General features: G+C 64.2%; 20 protein-coding genes. 5 read left to right on the forward strand and 15 right to left on the reverse strand.

The genetic code is table 11. The features are described 5' to 3' along the window. Nucleotides 1-5 precede the first annotated feature (5 nt). Complete coding sequence (locus ACZIRK_RS21325) at nt 6-1,538, forward strand: hypothetical protein (protein WP_130229411.1); 1,533 nt, start codon at nt 6-8, stop codon at nt 1,536-1,538. Nucleotides 1,539-1,722: 184 nt separating this feature from the next. Further along, the gene (locus ACZIRK_RS21330) at nt 1,723-2,565 is read left to right on the forward strand and encodes a Crp/Fnr family transcriptional regulator (protein ID WP_130229410.1); all 843 of its coding nucleotides are present in this window, start codon (nt 1,723-1,725) and stop codon (nt 2,563-2,565) included. Between the two features lie 24 nt (nt 2,566-2,589). On the opposite strand, the gene ACZIRK_RS21335 is transcribed toward ACZIRK_RS21330, so the two are convergent. Further along, a complete protein-coding gene (locus ACZIRK_RS21335) occupies nt 2,590-2,787 on the reverse strand; it encodes a hypothetical protein (RefSeq protein ID WP_028163005.1) in 198 nt (65 codons plus the stop codon). Nucleotides 2,788-2,919: 132 nt separating this feature from the next. Next, nucleotides 2,920-3,537 carry a phasin gene (locus tag ACZIRK_RS21340; protein WP_245475035.1) on the reverse strand — a complete coding sequence of 206 codons (618 nt, stop codon included), beginning with the start codon at nt 3,535-3,537 and terminating at the stop codon, nt 2,920-2,922. Between the two features lie 312 nt (nt 3,538-3,849). On the opposite strand from ACZIRK_RS21340, the gene ACZIRK_RS21345 reads away from it, so the two are divergent. After that, nucleotides 3,850-5,382, forward strand: a complete 1,533-nt coding sequence (locus ACZIRK_RS21345; protein WP_130229409.1) for an MFS transporter — start codon at nt 3,850-3,852, stop codon at nt 5,380-5,382. A 32-nt stretch (nt 5,383-5,414) separates the two neighbouring features. Here ACZIRK_RS21345 and ACZIRK_RS21350 read toward each other — a convergent pair whose 3' ends face one another. From ACZIRK_RS21350 to ACZIRK_RS21400, 11 genes are all read right to left on the reverse strand, one after another. Next, complete coding sequence (locus tag ACZIRK_RS21350) at nt 5,415-6,131, reverse strand: MgtC/SapB family protein (RefSeq protein ID WP_130229408.1); 717 nt, start codon at nt 6,129-6,131, stop codon at nt 5,415-5,417. 33 nt (nt 6,132-6,164) lie between these two features. Next, a complete protein-coding gene (locus tag ACZIRK_RS21355) occupies nt 6,165-7,181 on the reverse strand; it encodes a WD40 repeat domain-containing protein (RefSeq protein ID WP_463328070.1) in 1,017 nt (338 codons plus the stop codon). Then, a complete protein-coding gene (locus ACZIRK_RS21360; protein ID WP_130229407.1) occupies nt 7,181-8,230 on the reverse strand; it encodes a CobW family GTP-binding protein in 1,050 nt (349 codons plus the stop codon). Before ACZIRK_RS21360 ends, ACZIRK_RS21355 begins: the two co-directional genes overlap by 1 nt. Nucleotides 8,231-8,291: 61 nt before the next feature. Continuing rightward, a complete protein-coding gene (locus ACZIRK_RS21365) occupies nt 8,292-9,164 on the reverse strand; it encodes a metal ABC transporter substrate-binding protein (protein WP_130229406.1) in 873 nt (290 codons plus the stop codon). Nucleotides 9,165-9,169: 5 nt separating this feature from the next. Next, nucleotides 9,170-10,039 (reverse strand): metal ABC transporter permease, encoded by an 870-nt coding sequence (locus tag ACZIRK_RS21370; RefSeq protein ID WP_130229405.1) that lies wholly within the window; start codon nt 10,037-10,039, stop codon nt 9,170-9,172. 4 nt (nt 10,040-10,043) lie between these two features. Continuing rightward, on the reverse strand, nt 10,044-10,796 hold the full coding sequence (locus ACZIRK_RS21375; protein ID WP_130229404.1) for a metal ABC transporter ATP-binding protein: 753 nt from the start codon (nt 10,794-10,796) through the stop codon (nt 10,044-10,046). A gap of 3 nt (nt 10,797-10,799) precedes the next feature. Continuing rightward, the gene (locus ACZIRK_RS21380) at nt 10,800-11,003 is read right to left on the reverse strand and encodes a hypothetical protein (RefSeq protein WP_130229403.1); all 204 of its coding nucleotides are present in this window, start codon (nt 11,001-11,003) and stop codon (nt 10,800-10,802) included. A gap of 51 nt (nt 11,004-11,054) precedes the next feature. Beyond that, entirely contained in the window at nt 11,055-11,555 is a 501-nt protein-coding gene (locus ACZIRK_RS21385; RefSeq protein WP_208823980.1) for a hypothetical protein, read from the reverse strand. After that, on the reverse strand, nt 11,552-12,154 hold the full coding sequence (locus ACZIRK_RS21390; protein WP_130225394.1) for a permease: 603 nt from the start codon (nt 12,152-12,154) through the stop codon (nt 11,552-11,554). Before ACZIRK_RS21390 ends, ACZIRK_RS21385 begins: the two co-directional genes overlap by 4 nt. Nucleotides 12,155-12,435: 281 nt before the next feature. After that, a complete protein-coding gene (gene crcB, locus ACZIRK_RS21395) occupies nt 12,436-12,822 on the reverse strand; it encodes a fluoride efflux transporter CrcB (RefSeq protein ID WP_130225395.1) in 387 nt (128 codons plus the stop codon). A gap of 202 nt (nt 12,823-13,024) precedes the next feature. Beyond that, nucleotides 13,025-13,621 (reverse strand): superoxide dismutase, encoded by a 597-nt coding sequence (locus ACZIRK_RS21400; RefSeq protein ID WP_130225396.1) that lies wholly within the window; start codon nt 13,619-13,621, stop codon nt 13,025-13,027. Between the two features lie 262 nt (nt 13,622-13,883). On the opposite strand from ACZIRK_RS21400, the gene ACZIRK_RS21405 reads away from it, so the two are divergent. Both ACZIRK_RS21405 and ACZIRK_RS21410 read left to right on the forward strand, forming a co-directional pair. Beyond that, nucleotides 13,884-14,411, forward strand: coding sequence for a GNAT family N-acetyltransferase (locus ACZIRK_RS21405; RefSeq protein ID WP_130225397.1), 528 nt, complete (start codon nt 13,884-13,886; stop codon nt 14,409-14,411). Between the two features lie 189 nt (nt 14,412-14,600). Next, nucleotides 14,601-15,041 carry a DUF2147 domain-containing protein gene (locus ACZIRK_RS21410; RefSeq protein ID WP_028163020.1) on the forward strand — a complete coding sequence of 147 codons (441 nt, stop codon included), beginning with the start codon at nt 14,601-14,603 and terminating at the stop codon, nt 15,039-15,041. 4 nt (nt 15,042-15,045) lie between these two features. Here ACZIRK_RS21410 and ACZIRK_RS21415 read toward each other — a convergent pair whose 3' ends face one another. Together ACZIRK_RS21415 and htpG are read right to left on the reverse strand one after the other, a co-directional pair. After that, nucleotides 15,046-16,200 carry a DUF3095 domain-containing protein gene (locus ACZIRK_RS21415; protein WP_463328071.1) on the reverse strand — a complete coding sequence of 385 codons (1,155 nt, stop codon included), beginning with the start codon at nt 16,198-16,200 and terminating at the stop codon, nt 15,046-15,048. A gap of 177 nt (nt 16,201-16,377) precedes the next feature. After that, nucleotides 16,378-18,243 (reverse strand): molecular chaperone HtpG, encoded by a 1,866-nt coding sequence (gene htpG / locus ACZIRK_RS21420; RefSeq protein ID WP_463328072.1) that lies wholly within the window; start codon nt 18,241-18,243, stop codon nt 16,378-16,380. Nucleotides 18,244-18,379 lie beyond the last annotated feature (136 nt).

Consider the following 18,379-nt stretch of genomic DNA (forward strand, 5'->3'; position numbering starts at 1 on the left):
AAATCATGTCTAACCGACGAACCGGAAGGCAGCTTGCCGTTGGTGCTCTGCTGATCGTCTTGCCAATGCTGTCTCATTGGGGAGCCGCGAGCGCGCAGACCGTCAACTCGTTCGAGGGCGACCGCGGACCAGGTCAGGCGGTGTGCAAATCGAACGGGGGGCCGATCCATTGTGATCGGGCGGAGATGGACGTTGCCGCGAGCGGCAAGCAGATTGTGCAGGTCACCTGGCAGAACGTCAACGTGTATGACACTACGGGCAAGCTGTTGAAATCCACGCCGCTGGCCGCACTGATCCGCGGTGCCGGGCTCGACCCGAACCCGGCGAAAGGCGGCGGGCCGTTCGAGCCGCATGTCGTCTACAACGAGTTCATCGAGCGCTGGATCATCACCGTGACCTGCGCCAACGACTGCACGCTTGTGAGCGCCAGCGCCGACGCGACGGATTCGTGGGGCGGCACCTACCTGTCCTGCCTGCAGGGCGGCCCCTGCCTCGACCGCAATCCCGGCATCAAGCTGGGCTACGACAAGAACGGTGTGTACATCTGCGGAGGCCACGTCGGCGACGACAATCCGAGCACGGTGCCGGGCGTGTCCTACGACTGCTTTGCAGTACCGCCGGATGAGATCAAGGCGATCGCGCAAGGCACAGCGCCAACCCATATCAACCGTGGCCACAAGCTGCCGCTCGACATCGTCCCTGCGGTTGACCACGATCGATCGAAGGCACCATCGGCTCTGGCGTTCTTTGCCAACAAGAGCTGCGACCACGCGGCGCAATACTCCTGCCAGCGGTCGACCAATTTCTCGTTTCACTGGATCGTGAACACCTTCAGGTGGAATGGCGCCACCGGCACCTACAATGCTGGCGGCGCCCAGCAGGTGATCAAGACCGATATCGGCTCGAAGGAGAACAAGTGGCTCTACAACACGCCGTGCTGCGGCCAGACCATGTCGATCCCGCAGGCCGGCAGCGACGTCACCCTTCGCGCCGCAACCAGCCACCGCCTGATGAATGTCGTCCAGCACGGCTCGCACCTGTATGGCGTCCTCGGGTCCGGGCCATGCACTGACTCCTGCGGGGCGCAGGGCGCTGATGCCAACAATTTGCTGATCTGGGTGGACCTCGATTGCTCGCAGCCGGCCGCCTGCGTGGTCAGCCAGACGGCAAAGATTGCCAGCCCTGACAATCACCTGGAGTTTGGCACGATTGGCGTGGACGATGCAGGGAACCTGGGCATCGTCGGCACGTCCTCAAGCGCGCGCGCAAACCTGTCGGTCCTGCTCTGGACCCGCCGCCAGGACGATCCGGCCAACACGTTCACCGGCCCGACGACGATCGTCGCGGGCACGCATCCCTACACCTGCCCGAATGAGAGGAACGTGAGCCCGATGGGGAATTCGGTCGGCATCCTGACCGCGCTCGACCCGGTGGACCGCAAGACATTGTGGGCGACCCAGCAGTGGGCCAATGATGCCACTCCCTGCGTCTGGAACACACGCATCGTCGGCTACAAGGTCGCGCCGGAGAAGCGCTGACGATCGAGGCCCCCCATCGGCTGTGTTGACTTTCCAGATGGCGTGGCGCACCCCGCCACCTGGCGCTGCGGCTCCCATTGGAACTTTCTCCCGCGCGGCCGTTTTTAGTGGTCCGGCGTGGTGGGTTAGTGCGCATGGCACTAAGTGCACCTCGCCTCCGTCTCTGGGAAGGAGCTTTCCCGCGATGGAGCATGAGACCAGGATTGAAAATCGACTGCTGGCCGCGCTGCCGCAAGCGGACCTGGATTTGCTTGCGCCCCATTTCCGGAACGTGTCGCTCAAACGCGACGCCGTCCTGGCGCGATCGGGCGATCTGATTGAACAGATCTATTTCCCGTCCAGCGGGCTGGTCGCGCACGTTATGGACATGCCGAACGGACAAACGGTCACCACCGCGATCGTCGGCAAAGAGGGCGCGGTAAACATCCTCACGGCGCTCGGGCCGGCCCGCTCGCCGATGACCATGGTGGTTCGGATCGCCGGAACTGCTTTGCAGCTCTCTCCGGCACGCTTCCATGCGGCGCTCGAGCACAGCCACGCGCTCAAGGCCGCCGTCAATAGGCTCAACAGGGCCCTGATAGTGCAGCTCCAGCATGTTGCGGCTTGCAATGCGCTGCACTCAGTCGAAGCCCGGTTGGCCCATTGGCTGCTGCACATCCACGACCGGACCGAAAGCGACATGCTGCCGCTGACGCAGGAGACGCTTTCGGAGTTGCTGGGCGTGCGACGAACGACGGTGACCCATGTCGTATCCAAGCTCCGCGCGTCGGGAGCGATCAGGTCCAATCGGCGAAGCTCGATCGAAATCGACAGGCCGCGGCTCGAAGCAGCGGCATGCGACTGCTACCAGATCATGCGCAGCAGGATCGAGCGCATCGTTTCGACGAACGAGATGACGCCGCGCGGTCACTCCTGGCCAGCGCATGAAAGGCCGCGCACGCACGCCCCGCTACCGACCGCCGAGAACGGAGCGCAGCACCGCGCGCACGCCCACGGAGCGGCCGCTCACCGTGCAAGGCACCGTTGAGGAACGGTTAGCTAGTGGCCAGCCTTAGCACACGCTCCTCACTCTTTCGTCCGTCTCGTAAACCCACGCTTCCTTGGCAAACCATTCATGGTTGGTCTGGCAGATCGAGCAATAAGTGCGCGCGAAGAACACCGTACTGCATCGAAACTTCTCGCGATCGGCTTTCATGCCCGTAGGGATCGCGCGTCCCGTCTGCGGGCATTTGATCATGACGATACCCATCTTGGTCCTCCCTCAATGTCCCGAGTTGCTGCATCAGCAGCATTCCGCGGGCCATCGGCTGGACTCCGCCTCTTCTCGCGGGAGGCGCTTTTCGTCCAGCCGATTCTCGGTGGTGCTTAAGAGAAGTTCGATCTAGGGACCTGTCCGCAGCACCCTGGCAAGACTCTTCCTGATAGGCTCGGCAGTCTCCTTCGCCACTTCCTGAGTGAGCTCCCACAGTTCCTTGTTCTGAGCGGAGGTGACCTCAAAATTCTTGCGGCCATGCGTGGCCGATAGCTGGATGATCTCTGGCAGCGACTTCGTCCCCATCAGATGCGTGAGAAATTCGAGAGCGGAGCTGGCGTTCGTGCCCGAGATCTCGATCAACTTGGCCGCGTAGTCGGCGGCGCCTTTCGCGTTGGTTGAGCAGGCCTCCTTGAGGATGTCGGCGATCTCGCCAGAAGCGGCCTTCATCTTTTCGCAATTTTCCTTCGCCCGCAGCATGCTTTGCTCGGCGATGTTCTGATACACTCCCGGTATCGCGAACAGCGGCATGTCGAATCCGCGTTTCGCGTCAGCACCGGCAGTCGGATTGGCATTCATTTCATTCGAGTATGCATCATTCACGGGTTGTAATCCTTTCAAGCGAGACTGGAACCAGCGGCAGTTCGATACGCAATCCCGGCTCTCTCGAAGCGAGCGTGCCACGAACGAGCCGGGAAGGATTTCCCAGATGTCGGACCGGACGGAGTTGTCGCGCCGTGCCCCCATCTACCGGACTATGCTCGACCAGCGCCGAGACTTCGGTTCGCTTTCTGACTCTCGAAACGTTTTTCGTAGGTAGCGACCGCCTCGCTCCGTAGGTCCATACGGCGCAAGTCTCCGGCGTATGAAGCGCGCCGCCTGACGGGGATTGTGTTCACGGCAAAAGAGCGGCCGAGCAACCAGCCGCTCCCTCCTTTTTTTGCGCCGGGTGACCCGGTGGTACGCAATCGCTGCTACCGCCCCGAGCCCATCGCGCTTGTCCTCAGCGACTGACAGGTGCAGCCTAACCCAGGACCAATGTCCTTACTCGGGCATCCAATGATTGGATTCACACAGCCGCCGTGCGACGCCGGGGTCATCGAGGCGACACCGGCTTTTGACGCTGCCCTGTCACAGAGACGCAAGTGGCTGACGCTGGCCGCAGCCGTCATTGGGTCCAGCATGGCTCTCCTCGACGGTTCTGTCGTGAACATCGCGTTACCCGCAATCCAACAGGCGCTGAATGCAGATGCGGCTGCGACACAGTGGATCGTCAACGCCTACCTGCTGCTGCTTGGTGCGCTCGTGCTGATCGGAGGTTCGGCGGCCGATCTCTACGGCCGACGCCGGATTTTTGTTATCGGCATCGCGGTCTTCACCGCCGCCTCCATCGTCTGCGGGCTCTCACCGAATATCATGGTGCTTATCGTCAGCCGTGCGGTTCAAGGTCTTGGCGCCGCGCTGTTAACGCCGGCCAGTCTGGCGATGTTAGGAGCGACCTTCGGCAAGGATGAACGGATCCGGGCAATCGGGATATGGGCGGGCGCAGGTGCACTGATGATGGCGGCCGGTCCGATGTTGGGCGGCTGGCTGGTCGACCAGGTATCGTGGCGGGCGATCTTTCTCCTCAATGTCCCGCTCGCCATTGCCGCGGCCGGACTTGCGCTTCGCTTCGGCTGCGAAAGCAGCGATCCCCGGGCGAAGCAACTCGACTGGAGCGGCGCCGCCTCAGTCGCGATTGGCCTTGCTGCGATGACATGGTCCCTCAGCGCCATTCCGGCGTCGGGATTTCGCGACAAGACAGTGCTGGTTGCCCTGGGAGTGGGAGCCGCTTTCCTGGCTTCGTTCGTCGTGATTGAAGCCCGTCTCCATGAGCGGGCGATGATGCCGTTGTCGCTCTATCAATCTCGCGATTTTTCAGCAACGAATGCGTTGACGCTGTTGCTCTACTTCGCGCTCGGAGGTGCGCTCTATTATCTGCCGTTCGGCCTGATCCGCGTCGGCGGCTACTCGGCGACCCAGGCCGGCGCAGCGTTGCTGCCTTTTGCCCTGATCATGGGATTCGGGGCGTCATTCGCCGGGACCATTGCTGACCGTTGGGGGCCGCGGCTGTTGCTCACTGTCGGGCCCATCGTCGCAGCCTGCGGATTTACGATACTTGCCTTTGTCGATCTCAGGCAGCCTTACTGGATTAGCGTATTTCCGTCGATGGTCCTGCTGGGCGGGGGGATGTCGATCACGGTTCCACCGCTGACGTCGACTGTGATGGCAGCCGCCGGCGAAGCCCACGCCGGGATTGCTTCGGGCATCAACAACGCGGTCGCTCGCGTTGGCGGCCTGCTCGCGGTTGCGGCACTCGGCGTGGTGTTCTTTGCAAACTTCTTGCATGATCTTGCCGGAGCAACGCCCGCGCAAGCCAACGAGGCCCTGAATGCCGTGATGTCCGGACAGGCGGACGCTCATGCAGGGGCAATAGCCGCATTCGAGCGGGCGCTGAGCACGATCATGCTGGTGCCCGCAAGCTGCGCCGCACTTGCCGGCCTCGCCGGTTGGGTGTGGATCGCGCCGCGCCCCAAGCGTGCAGGCACCTGACACAACCCCGCAGCCAGGCGCAGTTCGACGCCCTAATCGGCTGTGTTGACTTCCCAGGTGGCGTGGCGGACGCCGGCCTGACGCTGCAGGTCCACCGCGACGGCATTGAGCTCATTGGGATTGACTGACGTGCTGACCAGCGTCGCCACGATCTCCAGGAGATCGTCACCGATCTCCTGGAGATCGATATCAGCAACCGGGTAGCTGGCGGCCTCGAGCTTCTCGACCAATTGGTCGCGCATGGCCGGCAAGGCGTCGCTGGAGACCGCGAGCTTGAAATAGTAGGTCGCCTCCGATGCCTGCTCGTCGAGCGGGATGCGGTTGATGGCATTCACCAGCGGCCGCAGCAGCGTGTTGCCGGCGAGGATGAAGAAGGTGAGCGCTGCGGCCTGCGCCTCCATGTCGGCGCCGGCGCAAGAGCCGACCGCGGCTGATGTCCACAAGGTCGCCGCCGTGTTGAGCCCGCGCACATCCATGCCCTGCTTCATGATGACACCGGCGCCGAGAAAGCCGATGCCCGACACGACATAGGCGATCACCCGCACGGCGCCGTCCGCGCCCGACAGTCGCATCGCAAGATCGACGAACGCAGCCGCTCCGACCGCGACCAGCACATTGGTGCGCAGGCCCGCGGTGCGCTGGCGATATTGCCGCTCGGCGCCGATCAGCGTGCCCAGCACAAAGGCTGTGGTCAGGCTTATCAGCGTGTCGAAGAAATCAGCGAGTTGGAAGGTCGTCAGAAACCGCATAGCCCCTCAATACGGCTTGGACACGACAGGTGATTAAAACGCCAACAGACCTCCGTCGCCGTCTTCGTCCGCGAATGCCAATAGCGTACCTTTGGCGTTCCAGGCCAGTGCGGCGACTGGCACGCCCTGGTTGCGACGGAGCAGTATCTCGGCCCCGTCCTCCATCCGGACCATCAGCACGGTGCCGTCGCTATAGCCGGCCGCCAGGATGTCGTCCTTCGGATGGCAGGCGACGACCGCGACGCGCGCCTGCAACGGCGCCAGCATCGCCGGCTGCTTGCCCATCGGGCCATCCTTGCTGTTGAAGGGCCAGATGATGACGGTGTCGGCCCCTGAGGTAGCAAGCCCCTTGCCGCCGGCGCTCCACGACATCGACCGCACCCGGCCGGGATAGCCGCTCATCCGCATGTGCCTGTTGTCGGCGAGCCGCCAGCCATGCAGCGCCGGCTCATGCATCGCGGTGACCAGGAATTTGTTGTCAGGGCTGAAGGTGACGGCGTGATGCGAGCCCGCCCATTCCAGGAATTCCGGCTTGGCCGCCATGTTGGGAAACCACAGCGTCGCGCCGCCATAATGGGCGATTGCGAGCCGGAGGCCCTTTGGCGCAAAGGCAAGACCGCCGACGGTGGACGGCGCATCGAAGGATTTTTCCTCGCCCTTGGCCGGACGCACGAACGCGGTCTTGCCCACCGACCACGCCACCGCGCCATCGGAATGCAGCGCCACGGCATCGATCCAGCGCCGCTTCGGGTCGGTCGCCAAGGTCGAGACCTCGCCTTTAGCATTGAGCGCGACCAGCTTGCCATCGTCACCGCCCATGACGATCCGCTCGCCATCCGAGACGGAGCAGAGGATCGCGCCGCCATGCACCGGCGTCTGCGAGACTTCGCCCTCCCCGCCGACGACGGCGACATTCTCCTCGGCGCCGATGAAGTGGGCGGTGTCGCCAAGGAAATGCACTGATGTGACGGCCATGCCGAGCGGCACTGGCCGTACCTGATCGGTCATCGAAGCGATGGAGGGCACCTCGCCCGGGTCGAACTCGCTCATCACGAGACGATGCAGCGCTCAAAGCCGTCGCGGATCGCCTGCTCCGGCAATTCGCGGCCGATGAAGACCAGCCGGCTCTCGCGCGGCTCGTCCTCCTTCCACTTCCGCTGATGGTCGCCTTCCAGCATCATGTGGACGCCCTGGAACACGTAACGGTCGTCGTCGCCGGCGAAGGCGAGGATGCCCTTGGAGCGCAGGATCTTCTGGCCCTCGGTCGCCACCAGGTTCTGCAGCCACGGCATGAATTTCGTGGGGTCGAGCGCCTTGTCGGTGCGCAGCGACAGCGATTGCATCTCCTCGTCGTGGTAGTGCTTCATGCCGTGGCCATGATCATGGTGGTGATGATGGTCGTGGCCATGGTGGTGATGATCATGGTCATGATCGTGATCGTCGGCTTCCAGGAAATCCGGTTCGATGTCGAGGATGCGGTCGAGATCGAAGGCGCCCCGCTCCAGCACGTCGGCCAGTTCCACCTTGCAGCGCTCGGTCCGATGCAGCTTGGCGTAAGGGTTGATACCGCGGATGCGGGCCTCGACCTCGGCGAGCTCGGGCTTTGAGACGAGGTCGGTCTTATTCAGCACGATGACGTCGGCGAACGCGATCTGGTTCTTGGCCTCGGGCGCATCCTTCAGCCGGTCGCTGAGCCATTTGGCATCGGCCACGGTGACGACGGCATCGAGCCGGGCGTTCTTCTGCACGTCCTCGTCGACGAAGAAGGTCTGCGCCACCGGCGCCGGGTCGGCGAGGCCCGTGGTCTCCACGATGATGGCGTCGAACTTGCCTTTGCGCTTCATCAGGCCGTCCATGATGCGGACGAGGTCGCCGCGAACGGTGCAGCAGATGCAACCGTTGTTCATCTCGAACACTTCCTCGTCGGCCCCGATGATCAGGTCGTTGTCGATGCCGATCTCGCCGAATTCGTTGACGATGACCGCGTATTTCTTGCCGTGGTTCTCGGACAGGATGCGGTTGAGCAGCGTGGTCTTGCCGGCGCCGAGATAGCCCGTCAGCACGGTCACAGGGATCTTTTGCGAAGAAGGTTCTGGCATGGCGACTCCGGGGGCGGAACTAACGATCGCGCTGCCCGGGCCGGCAGGGAGGGCCCCTGCCCTAGTGGCCAAGCGCGCTGGTCAAGGCCTTTATATTGTGCCTTACCACCCCAATGTAAGTGGGGGCCTCGCCCTTTTCGGCAGTGAGACTGTCCGAATAGAGGGTCCCGCCGATCCTGGCCCCGGTCTCCTCAGCGATCCGCTGGATCAGGCGGGGATCGCTGACATTTTCGAGAAAAATCGCCGGAATTTTCGCCTTTTTGATCTGGGTGATGATCCCTGCGATATCGCGGGCGCTGGGCTCGGATTCGGTCGAGACCCCTACGGGGGCAATGAACTCGATACCGTAGGCGGCCGCAAAATAGCCGAAGGCGCGGTGGGTCGAGATCACCTTGCGGCGCGCCTCCGGGATGGTGGCGACCGCCTGCCGCGCTTCTCTGTCCAGCGCGTCGAGCTCTGCCAGATAGCTTTCCGCATTGGTGCGGAAGGCGGCGGCGTTCGCAGGCGCAGCGGCCACAAGCGCGTCGCGGATATTGGCGACATAGATCTTTGCATTAGCAACGGACTGCCAGGCATGAGGATCGGGCGCCGAGCCGAGCTTGAGCGGCGCAATGCCGTCCGTCACGGTGATGATGGTCGCTTTGCCGCCGGCGGATTGCACCAGCCGCGGCAGCCAGCCCTCCATCCCGAGCCCGTTGATGAAGAGCAGCTTCGCTTCCGCGACCTTTCTGGCGTCCGCCGGCGTCGGCCGGTACACGTGGGCATCGCCCTCGGGGCCAACCAGCGCCGCGACATTGACCTTGTCGCCTCCAACGTTGCGGACCAAGTCGGCGAGGATCGAGAAGCTGGCGACCACGTTGAGGCGCTCTTGCGCGCGCGCCGGACCTACAAGCGTGACGAGCGCGAGCAGCGCAAGCCAGAACCACCGTCGCATCGCCGCTAGGCCTCCAGATGCCGGCCGGGGAACATCTGGCGGACCAGTCCGCCGACATTGCCGAACAGGAGCGAGACCAGATAGAGCCCGGCCGCGACCAGAATGATCGCGGGGCCTGAGGGAATTCGCGTCTGGAACGACAACACCAGCCCGGCATAGCCCGAAAGGATCGCGCTTGCGACCGCGATGCAGATCATGCCGGTGATGTCGCGCGACCAGAACCGCGCGATGCCGGCCGGCAGGATCATCAATCCGACGCCGAGCAACGTGCCGAGCGCATGAAAGCCGTTGACGAGGTTGACCACGACCAGCGCCAGGAACGCCAGATGCGCCGGCGCGCCGGCGCGGCTGACCGTGCGCAGGAACACCGGATCGACGCATTCGATCACCAGCGGGCGGTAGATCACCGCGAGCACGAGCAGCGTGATGGTGGCGTTGAAGGTGATGACCAGCAGAGTCTGGTTGTCCATCGCGAGAATGTCGCCGAACAGCACATGCAGGAGGTCGATATTGGTGCCCTTGATCGAAACAATGGTGACGCCGAGCGCCAGCGAGACCAGGTAGAAGGTGGCGAGCGAGGCGTCCTCCTTCAGCTCCGTGTTGCGGGCGACGAGGCCGGCGAGCAGCGCCACCGTAAATCCCGCGGCCAGGCCGCCAACCGTCATCGCGAACAGATTGAGCCCGGAGAGCAGGAAGCCGATCGCCGCCCCCGGCAGGATCGCATGCGCCATGGCATCGCCGACCAGGCTCATCCGCCGCAGCATCAGGAACACGCCGATCGGCGCGGCGCCGAGCGAGAGCGCGACCACGGCGGCAAGCGCGCGGCGCATGAACTCGAACTCGGTGAAGGGCGCGATCAGCGCGTCAGTGAGCATGGCTTCAGGCGGCGCGCGAGGTGTCCACGGCACAGGCGGCGGCGCGGTCGTCGAAGGCTTCGCACATCCGCATCGCCACCGTGAGATTATCAGGCGTCAGCACTTCGGCGGTCGGCCCCCACGCCACCGGCCCGCGCGCGAGCAGCAGCGTTTCCGGGAAATTGGCGCGCACCATGTCGAGGTCGTGCAATGCCGCCAGCACCGTGCGTCCCTCGCTGTGCCAACGCTTGACCAATGCCAGCAGGTCGGCGGTGGTCTTGGCGTCGATGGCGTTGAAGGGTTCGTCGAGAACGATCAATCGCGCATTCTGTAGCAGCACCCGTGCAAACAGCATGCGCTGCATCTGGCCGCCGGAGAGCGTGCCGATCGGACGGTTCTCGAACCCGTTGAGCCCGACCGCGGCGATTGCGGCGAGGATCTTCTCGCGCGCGTCCTTGCCGATGCCGCCGAACAGGCCGATGCCGCGCCACAGGCCGGTGCCGACAAAATCAAACACCGAGATCGGGAAACTGCGGTCGATCTCGGCCGACTGCGGCAGATAGGCGATGTCCCTGTGGTCGAGGCCGCCGAGGTCGATCGCACCGGAGAGCGGCTTCAGGATGCCGGTGATGCCTCGCAAGAGCGTCGACTTGCCGGCGCCGTTCGGGCCGATCATTGCGAGCAGCGCGCCGGAGGCGACGTCGCCGTTCAGATGATGCACCGCCGGATGGCGGTCATAGCCGAGCGTGACGTTGCGGAATTGCACTTGCGCGGGCATCGCTCACCTCATCGCCAGCAGCACGAAGGCCCACAGGCCGGCACAGACCGCGAGCGCCGCGGCAAGGCGTGCGACGACCGTCATGCGCAGGATCGACCAAGTCGCCGCCTGCGCCGGATGCGGCGTTGTCGGACCATGGCTGTGGACGACATGGTCGTGGCCGTGTCCATGGACGTGGTCGTGGGTATGGGGATGTGCGTGAGCCATTTCGCGGGAACGTTACATTATAACATTACGCGAGTCCACCTGATCGATGGTTCACGGTTTGCCGATCGCCATCGCGATGGCGGCGGCCAGGAAGGGAAACGGCACCGAGACCGCGGCGCGGAACCAGACGAAGCGGGCCGGCATGAACGGTATCTCCCACAGGATCACCCTTTGGAAGGCGAACAGCGCCCAGGCGACGACATAGGCGATCACCTGGGGTGGCCCGCCGCCGGCCTTCAGCGCCACCGCGCCGATGGAAAAACCGACCACCGGCCCGCCCGGCGTCGCTGCGCCCGCGATGACGGCGGTCGCGACGCCGAGCCAGCCGCTGTCGGGCCCGAGCCAGCCGGTGATGATCTCCTGCGGGATCACGGCGGCGATATAGCCCGACCCGACCACGCCGATCGCGATCCGCGGCATGATATTGGCGAATTCGAGCGAGCCTTCGCGCAACGACGACACCAGCACCGTGCGTCCACGGCGCCAGGCGATGAAGCCGACGCCGGCGACCGAGCCCCACAGCAGGATGTCGATCAGGAGCGCGGCGCTCATTCCGGTGCGCCGTTCGGATAGACGCGGGCATAGACGAAGCGGCCGAAGGCGCCGGCGAGCACTGGCAGCGGCAGCGAGATCACGATCCGCCACAGCGTGAACTCGGTGCCCATGATCGGCAGTTCCCAGGCCACCGCGCGGCCGTAACCGATCAGCGTCCAGCTCACCACCATCGCGATCGTCGCGCCGAAATCGGCGCCAACGGTGAGCAGCGCCGCCGCCACCGGATAGGCGGTGAAGGGACCGCCTGGCAGGATCGCACCGAAGGCGGTGCCGATCAGAAGGCCCTTCAATCCCGACTTCGGTCCGAGCGAGCGCGAGACTTTTTCGTGCGGCAGAATTTCCGCGATGAACGCACCGAGCAGGCAGCCCGCGAGCACGCGCGGCAGGATCCCGCCGAACAGCGAGAGGTCGTGGGTGAGGATCTCGATCACGCCGTCAGCGCCGTCGCGCCGATAGACCAGGCCGGCGCAGATGAGGACGAGCACAAGGATTGAGATCATCGACCAGCCGATCGGCTTGCGCACACGGCCGGGAGGCGTCTCGGCCTCCGCGGCGTCATCGGCCGGCGGCGGATCCTTTAGCGGTGCATCTGACAAGGCAATGGGGCCAGGGCGGGGTGAGAATGTCCATCCTGCTTAGTCCCGTCACAAAGGCGACGCAAATGGAAGCTGGCCGCGTATCCATGCGCGCGCAGGCTATGGCCATGCGCGGTTGCGGCGCCCTCTCCATTTGTCATTCCGGGGCGATGCCAACGGGTCCGCGCAAAGCGCGGCCCGATGACAGGCTCCGCATCGAGCCCGGAATCCATTTCACAGCCTGTGCATGTGGCCCGTGGATTCCGGGTTCGCGCTTCGCGCGCCCCGGAATGACGGAGAGATCATGTGAGGTGGCGGACGATGGCGAGGCCGGCGAACAGGCCGGCGATCGAGAGCACGACCGAGCCGAGCACGTAGAATGCCGCGAGCCCGAGTTCGCCGCGTTCGTAGAGCAGCGCGGCGTCGAGCGAGAAGGCGGAGAAGGTGGTGTAGCCGCCGAGGATGCCGGTCATCAGGAACAGCCGCCAGGGCTGCGATGCCTCGCCCTTGAAGGCGAGATAGCCCGCGATCAGGCCCATCACGGTCGAACCGGTGATGTTGATGATGAAGGTGCCGTAGGGAAAATCGGTGCCGAGGCTGCGCGCGCAGGCGAGATTGATGAAATGGCGCAGCATTGCGCCGAGGCCGCCGCCGAAGAAGACCAGAAAATAGCTTGCTGCCGTTCCCACCACTGCCCCGCTGGTGTGCCGTCGAGAGGGACTATCACCTCTCCTTGAACGATGTGCGCACCCACAGTCTCTCCCTTGAGACGGTGCCCGCGTGGAGAGATGATCCCTCCCCGGTTCGCATTGCGCTTCGCTACATGCGAACAGACCCTCCCCTTTCGGGGGAGGGTCGGGAAAGTCGCATCCGGAACGACGGCCTAAACCGTCACACCTTGCCGAACAGCTCGTCGACGTAGTCCCAGTTGACGAGGTTGTCGACGAACGCCTTCAGATAGTCCGGACGGCGATTGCGATAGTCGATGTAGTAGGAGTGCTCCCAGACGTCGACGCCCAGGATCGGGACCGCGCCATGGACCAGCGGGTTCTCGCCATTCGGCGTCTTGGAGATTTCGAGCTTGCCGCCCTTGACCTGCAGCCAGGCCCAGCCGGAGCCGAACTGGCCGACGCCGGCGGCGGCGAAATCGGCCTTGAACTTCTCGAAGCCGCCGAGGTCCTCGTTGATCTTCTTCTCGAGACGGCCCGGCAGCTTGCTGCCGCCGCCATTCGGCTTCATCCACTTCCAGAAGTGAATGTGGTTGTAGTGCTGGCCGGCATTGTTGAAGACGGCCGCGTTCTTGTTGTACGAGCCCTTCACGATCTCCTCGAGGGACTTGCCCTCGAATTCGGTGCCTTTGATCGCGTTGTTGCCGTTGGTCACGTAAGCCTGATGATGCTTGTCGTGATGGTACTCCAGCGTTTCCTTCGACATGTAGGGCGCGAGGGCATCGTGGGCGTAGGGGAGGTCGGGTAGCGTGAAAGTCATGGTGTGATGTCCAACATGAGGGGAGACGACACTAACGGAGACCTCTTATAGAAGGTTCCATCACACTTAAACACCGCATTTTCGGCGCAGGCATGCAGGCCGTGCGGGCGATTCGCAGAACGTCAGCGCAACGAACCAACTCCAAAATAGTGTTGGGAATGAAATGCTTAAGATCAACTCCGAGCGGCAGGGTGCGGACGGAGGTGCGTTTTCCCGTTTGTGCGAGTAAGATCGCGCCGATGGAATGCAAGGACCCACTCAAGTGAGCATCGAGATCGAAGTCCTCAACGGCGATGCTTCCTGGAAGACGGTCGAGCCGCTGTTTCGGGCGGTCTGGCCGCGCGAAGTGGTCGCGAAATTGCCGTGGGGCCATATCAAGTGGGCCGGTGCCGACCTGCGCGTCTTGCTCGAAGCGCCCGAGGGCGGCGTCGGCTGCCATGTCGGCATCCATTTCCGCACCATCACCTGGAACGGACACCGGATCCATATTGGCGGCATCGGCGGTGTTGCGACCCGCGAGGACTGCCGGCGCCGCGGCTATGCCTCGATTGCGCTCAATGCCGCGGTCGAGACCGTGCGCGCCAATGAGGCGGCGCGCTTCATGCTGCTGTTCTGTGAGCCGCACAATTTCGCGTTCTACCAGGCGCGCGGCTGGCGGCCCTTCACCGGCGAGGTCTATTGCGAGCAGCCGGGCGGACGCGTCCGCTTCGAGGCGATGACACCGTTCGTGTTCGACATCAAGCGCGCGCCTGATACGGGGACCATCGACCTATGCGGCCTGCCGTGGTGATCTCTGCATAGGTTAGCCTGGCCTGCGCCGTCCGTAAGATGCGGGGCATCATCTTCACACAATCTTCAGGGCGAGACGCAGTGACAGATGCGCATCACTGGGGCAAATGATCGCGCGCCGACGCGCGGAAGTGAGATTGCACAAAGCCGATTTGTTGCTATGCAGGCGTGCCTTTTTGGGGAACGAATCATGGCTTGCAGATCAGCTCTCATCGCAGCGGTGCTGGCGGTATTACTGGCCGCACCGACGGCGCGCGCGCAAAACGCGGCCGATCCATCCGGCGTCTGGCAGACGCAGGCGGGCGACGCCCGCGTCAAGGTCAGCAAATGCGGCGGCGGGATTTGCGGCGTGATCGTCTCCCTGCGCGAGCCGATCGATCCCGCAACCGGCAAGCCGCAGGTCGACAACAAGAATCCGAATCCGTCGCTCACCACCCGTCCGATCATCGGGCTGCCGCTGTTTTCGGGCATGCGGCCGGCCGGCGGCAAGTGGACCGGTCAGATCTACAACGCTGACGACGGCGGCACCTATGCGAGCAGCATTTCGCTCGCCGGCCCCGATACGCTACGGGTCGAAGGCTGCGTCGGCGCGCTCTGCGGCGGCGAAAGCTGGACGCGGGTCGGGCGCTAACTCTTCAGATCTGCATCGCCTTCATGGCTGACGCGGCGGAGGCGTAGCCGCCGCGGGCGCCGTCGATGAAGTGCACGTGGTTGCTGCGCATCGCCGACGGCGTGAAGCAGGTCATCATCGCAGCATCCTGCCGGTGCAGGCCGTAACGCACGACGCCGTTGGCCGCGGCCTGCGCGAGACGTTCGGCGAGCGCCTGCGCCAACTCCTCGCTGCAGTCGAGGATCATCCGCAATCCGTCGTCATATTTGCGGAAGTCGGAATTGTCGACCACCTGCTGCATATAGTCCTTCGCCGCGAACTTGCCGATTTTGAGCTCGAAGCGGATGACGGTGTAGACCCACAACGTGCTGACGAACACCAGCACGCGCCGCGCGAAGAGCGGACCGCCGCGCTTGGTGCGCGCCTCGAAGTCGAGGCCCTGCGGCGGCCAGCGCAGCGCCGGCCCGCCCGACGGCACCGGACGGCCAGCATCCGGGCTCTGCTCGGCGAGAGCGATGATGTCCTCAATCACCTTGCGGAACGCGGGGGGATCGCCGCCCTTCGCCGGCACCACCAGCACGGACAGGATGACACCGCGGGCGGAAGGGATCTCCTCGAAGCGGCAGGAGAGCCCGCTGAGATCGGGCTGAGTGCCCGGCGGCGCCGGCGCGACGGCAAATTCACCCCGCTTCATCGCGGCTTCCGCGAAGCCAAGCCCGCCACCGGAGAACATCGCGTAGGAAAGATTGGTCGACGGTCCGAAGCGCGCGACGCGCACATCAAGTCCTTGCGCACGGACTGCTTCGATCGGCACCAGCGCCACGCGCATGATGAGGTCGAGATCGTCCCTCACCCAGGTCGCGGTCGCCGCCAGCGCCTCGCGCGCGGCGTCGACATCGGCGGGCGCGACCGCAAAGCTCGCGCCATCGCCGCCGAACACGAAGGGGAATTCGCGGCCACTGAGTGCATTGGTGACGGCGGCGATGACGGCCGCGCCCGCCATGTTGACGGCCTTGTAGCGCTTTGCGGCAATCGCCTTGGTCGATTCCACGATGTCGGCGACGCCGATGGTCCAATCATCGGGCAAAGGCGAATACAGCGACGGCTCCATCAGGCGGGCAAAGCCGCGGAACACCGGAATGCCGCCGTAGAAGATCTCGCTGCCGCCTGCCGCCGCCATGGACCGCTCCGCTTTCGGCGCCTGTCTAGCAGATACGGCCGGTCTTGGGATCGGTTGCGTAGAACCGAACACCGTCATGGCCGGGCTTGTCCCGGCCACCCACGTGAGCGCCGCCTCCCAGAAAGGAAGACGTGGATGCCCGGGACGAGCCCGGGCATGACGGAGCAACAGTGCGCGTTACGCTTTCGCCAATCCGCGCAGCACGAGCTGGTTGAGACGGCCGGCAAAGGCGGCCGGGTCCTCCGGCAGTTCGCCTTCGAGAATCTGCGCCTGCTCGAGCAGAAGCAGCGACAAATCCCTCGCCGCGTCCTTTTCGCGCGTGATCGCGGCGACCAACGGATGGCGCAGATTGACTTCGAGGATCGGTTTGGTCACCGCACCGCGGTTCTGCTGCGCGAGCAGTCGCTCCAGCATGCGGTCGCGGCCGCCGCCGACCAGGCACGAAGCGCTCGAGGTCAATCGCTGCGAGGCGCGGACGTCGGCGACGCGCTCGCCGAGCGCTTCCTTGATCGCGGCGATCGTCGTGGCTTCATCCGCGGCCGGCTCGTCCTTCTTCTCGTCCGCCTTGTCGTCGACGAACGGGATCAGGCTGAAATCGACGTCGCCCTGGCTCAGCGACTTCAGCGGCTTGCCGCCGAAATCGATCGGCGCCGAGGTCCAGAACGCATCCACGGGATCGGTGAGCAGGAGCACCTCGACGCCGCGTGCTTGCGCGGCCTCCAGCTTCGGGTTCGACTTCAACCGCTCGATGCTCTCGCCCGTGAGGTAGTAGATGTCGGTCTGGTTCGGCCTGATAGCCTCAACATATTGCTTGAGCGAACGGTTCTCGCCCGCGGTGGTCGTGAAGCGCGCCAGGCCGAGCAGCTTCTCGCGCCGCTCATAATCCTCCCACAGGCCCTCCTTGAGGACCGGGCCGAACGCGTCCCAGATCTTGGCGAACGCGCCCTGCTCCTTATCCGCCAATCGCTCGAGTTCGCCGATGACGCGGCCGGTCACGGCATTGCGGATTTGCGCGAGCTGCGGGTTGTTCTGCAGCATCTCGCGGGAAATGTTGAGCGGCAGATCCTCGCTGTCGATCACGCCGCGAATGAAGCGCAGATACGCGGGCAGAAGATCGGCATCGTCGGCGATGAAGACGCGGCGGACATAGAGCTTCACCCTGTCCTTGCGCGCCGGCTCGAACAGGTCGAACGGCTTTGTCGACGGCGCAAACAGCAGCACGGCATAGGACTGCCGGCCCTCGGCACGATAATGCAGCGTCATCGCCGGCTCGTCGAAGGCGCCGGCGATCGATTTGTAGGCTTCCTTGTAATCCTCCGCCGACAGCTCCGATTTCGACCGCTGCCACAGCGCGCTCGCGGAATTGATCTGGCTTGGCTCGCCCTCCTCCGCCACCAGCTCGATCGGGAACTGGATGTTATCAGAATAGGCGCGGACGATGCGCTCGATCTCATAGGTCTCGAGATATTTCGCGGCGTCCTTCTTCAAATGCAGCACGATCTCGGTGCCGCGGGTGACGCGCTTGGCATCCTCCTCGCTGGCGGGCGCGATCTCGAAGCCGCTGCCGCCCGACGAGGTCCAGGTCCAGACCTCACCGCTCCCGGCGCGGCGGCTGATCACGACGATCCTGTCGGCGACCATGAAGGCGGCATAGAAGCCGACGCCGAACTGGCCGATCAAATTGCCGCCGTCCTTGGCCTCGGTGAGCCGCGCCAGGAACGACTTGGTGCCGGAGCGCGCGATGGTGCCGAGATTGTCGATCAGCTCCTGCCGGTCCATGCCGATGCCGCTGTCGATCACGGACAAGGTATCGGCCTTCTTGTCCGGCCTGATCCAGATTTTCGGCGGCGCACCATCGGCGATCAGGTCCGGCGCGGCAATCGCCTCATAACGCAGCTTGTCGCAGGCATCGGAGGCGTTGGAGATCAATTCGCGCAGGAAGATATCGGTTTCCGAATAGACCGAATGCACCATCAGGTGCAGGAGCTCGGCAACCTCGGCCTGGAACGGCTGGGATTCGGGGGAGGTCGTGGTGGCAGTCATTGCTGGGCTCAGGTGAAACCAATAGGGGGTAGGAAACTCCAGATATAGCGCAGCCATCTCCGCCCGCAAGATTTGCCGCGACGGCAGCGGGATGATCCGACCGCGGCATTGCGCTATGTCGTTGAACCTACTATAA

The sequence above is a fragment of the Bradyrhizobium sp. Leo114 genome, assembly GCF_055229415.2.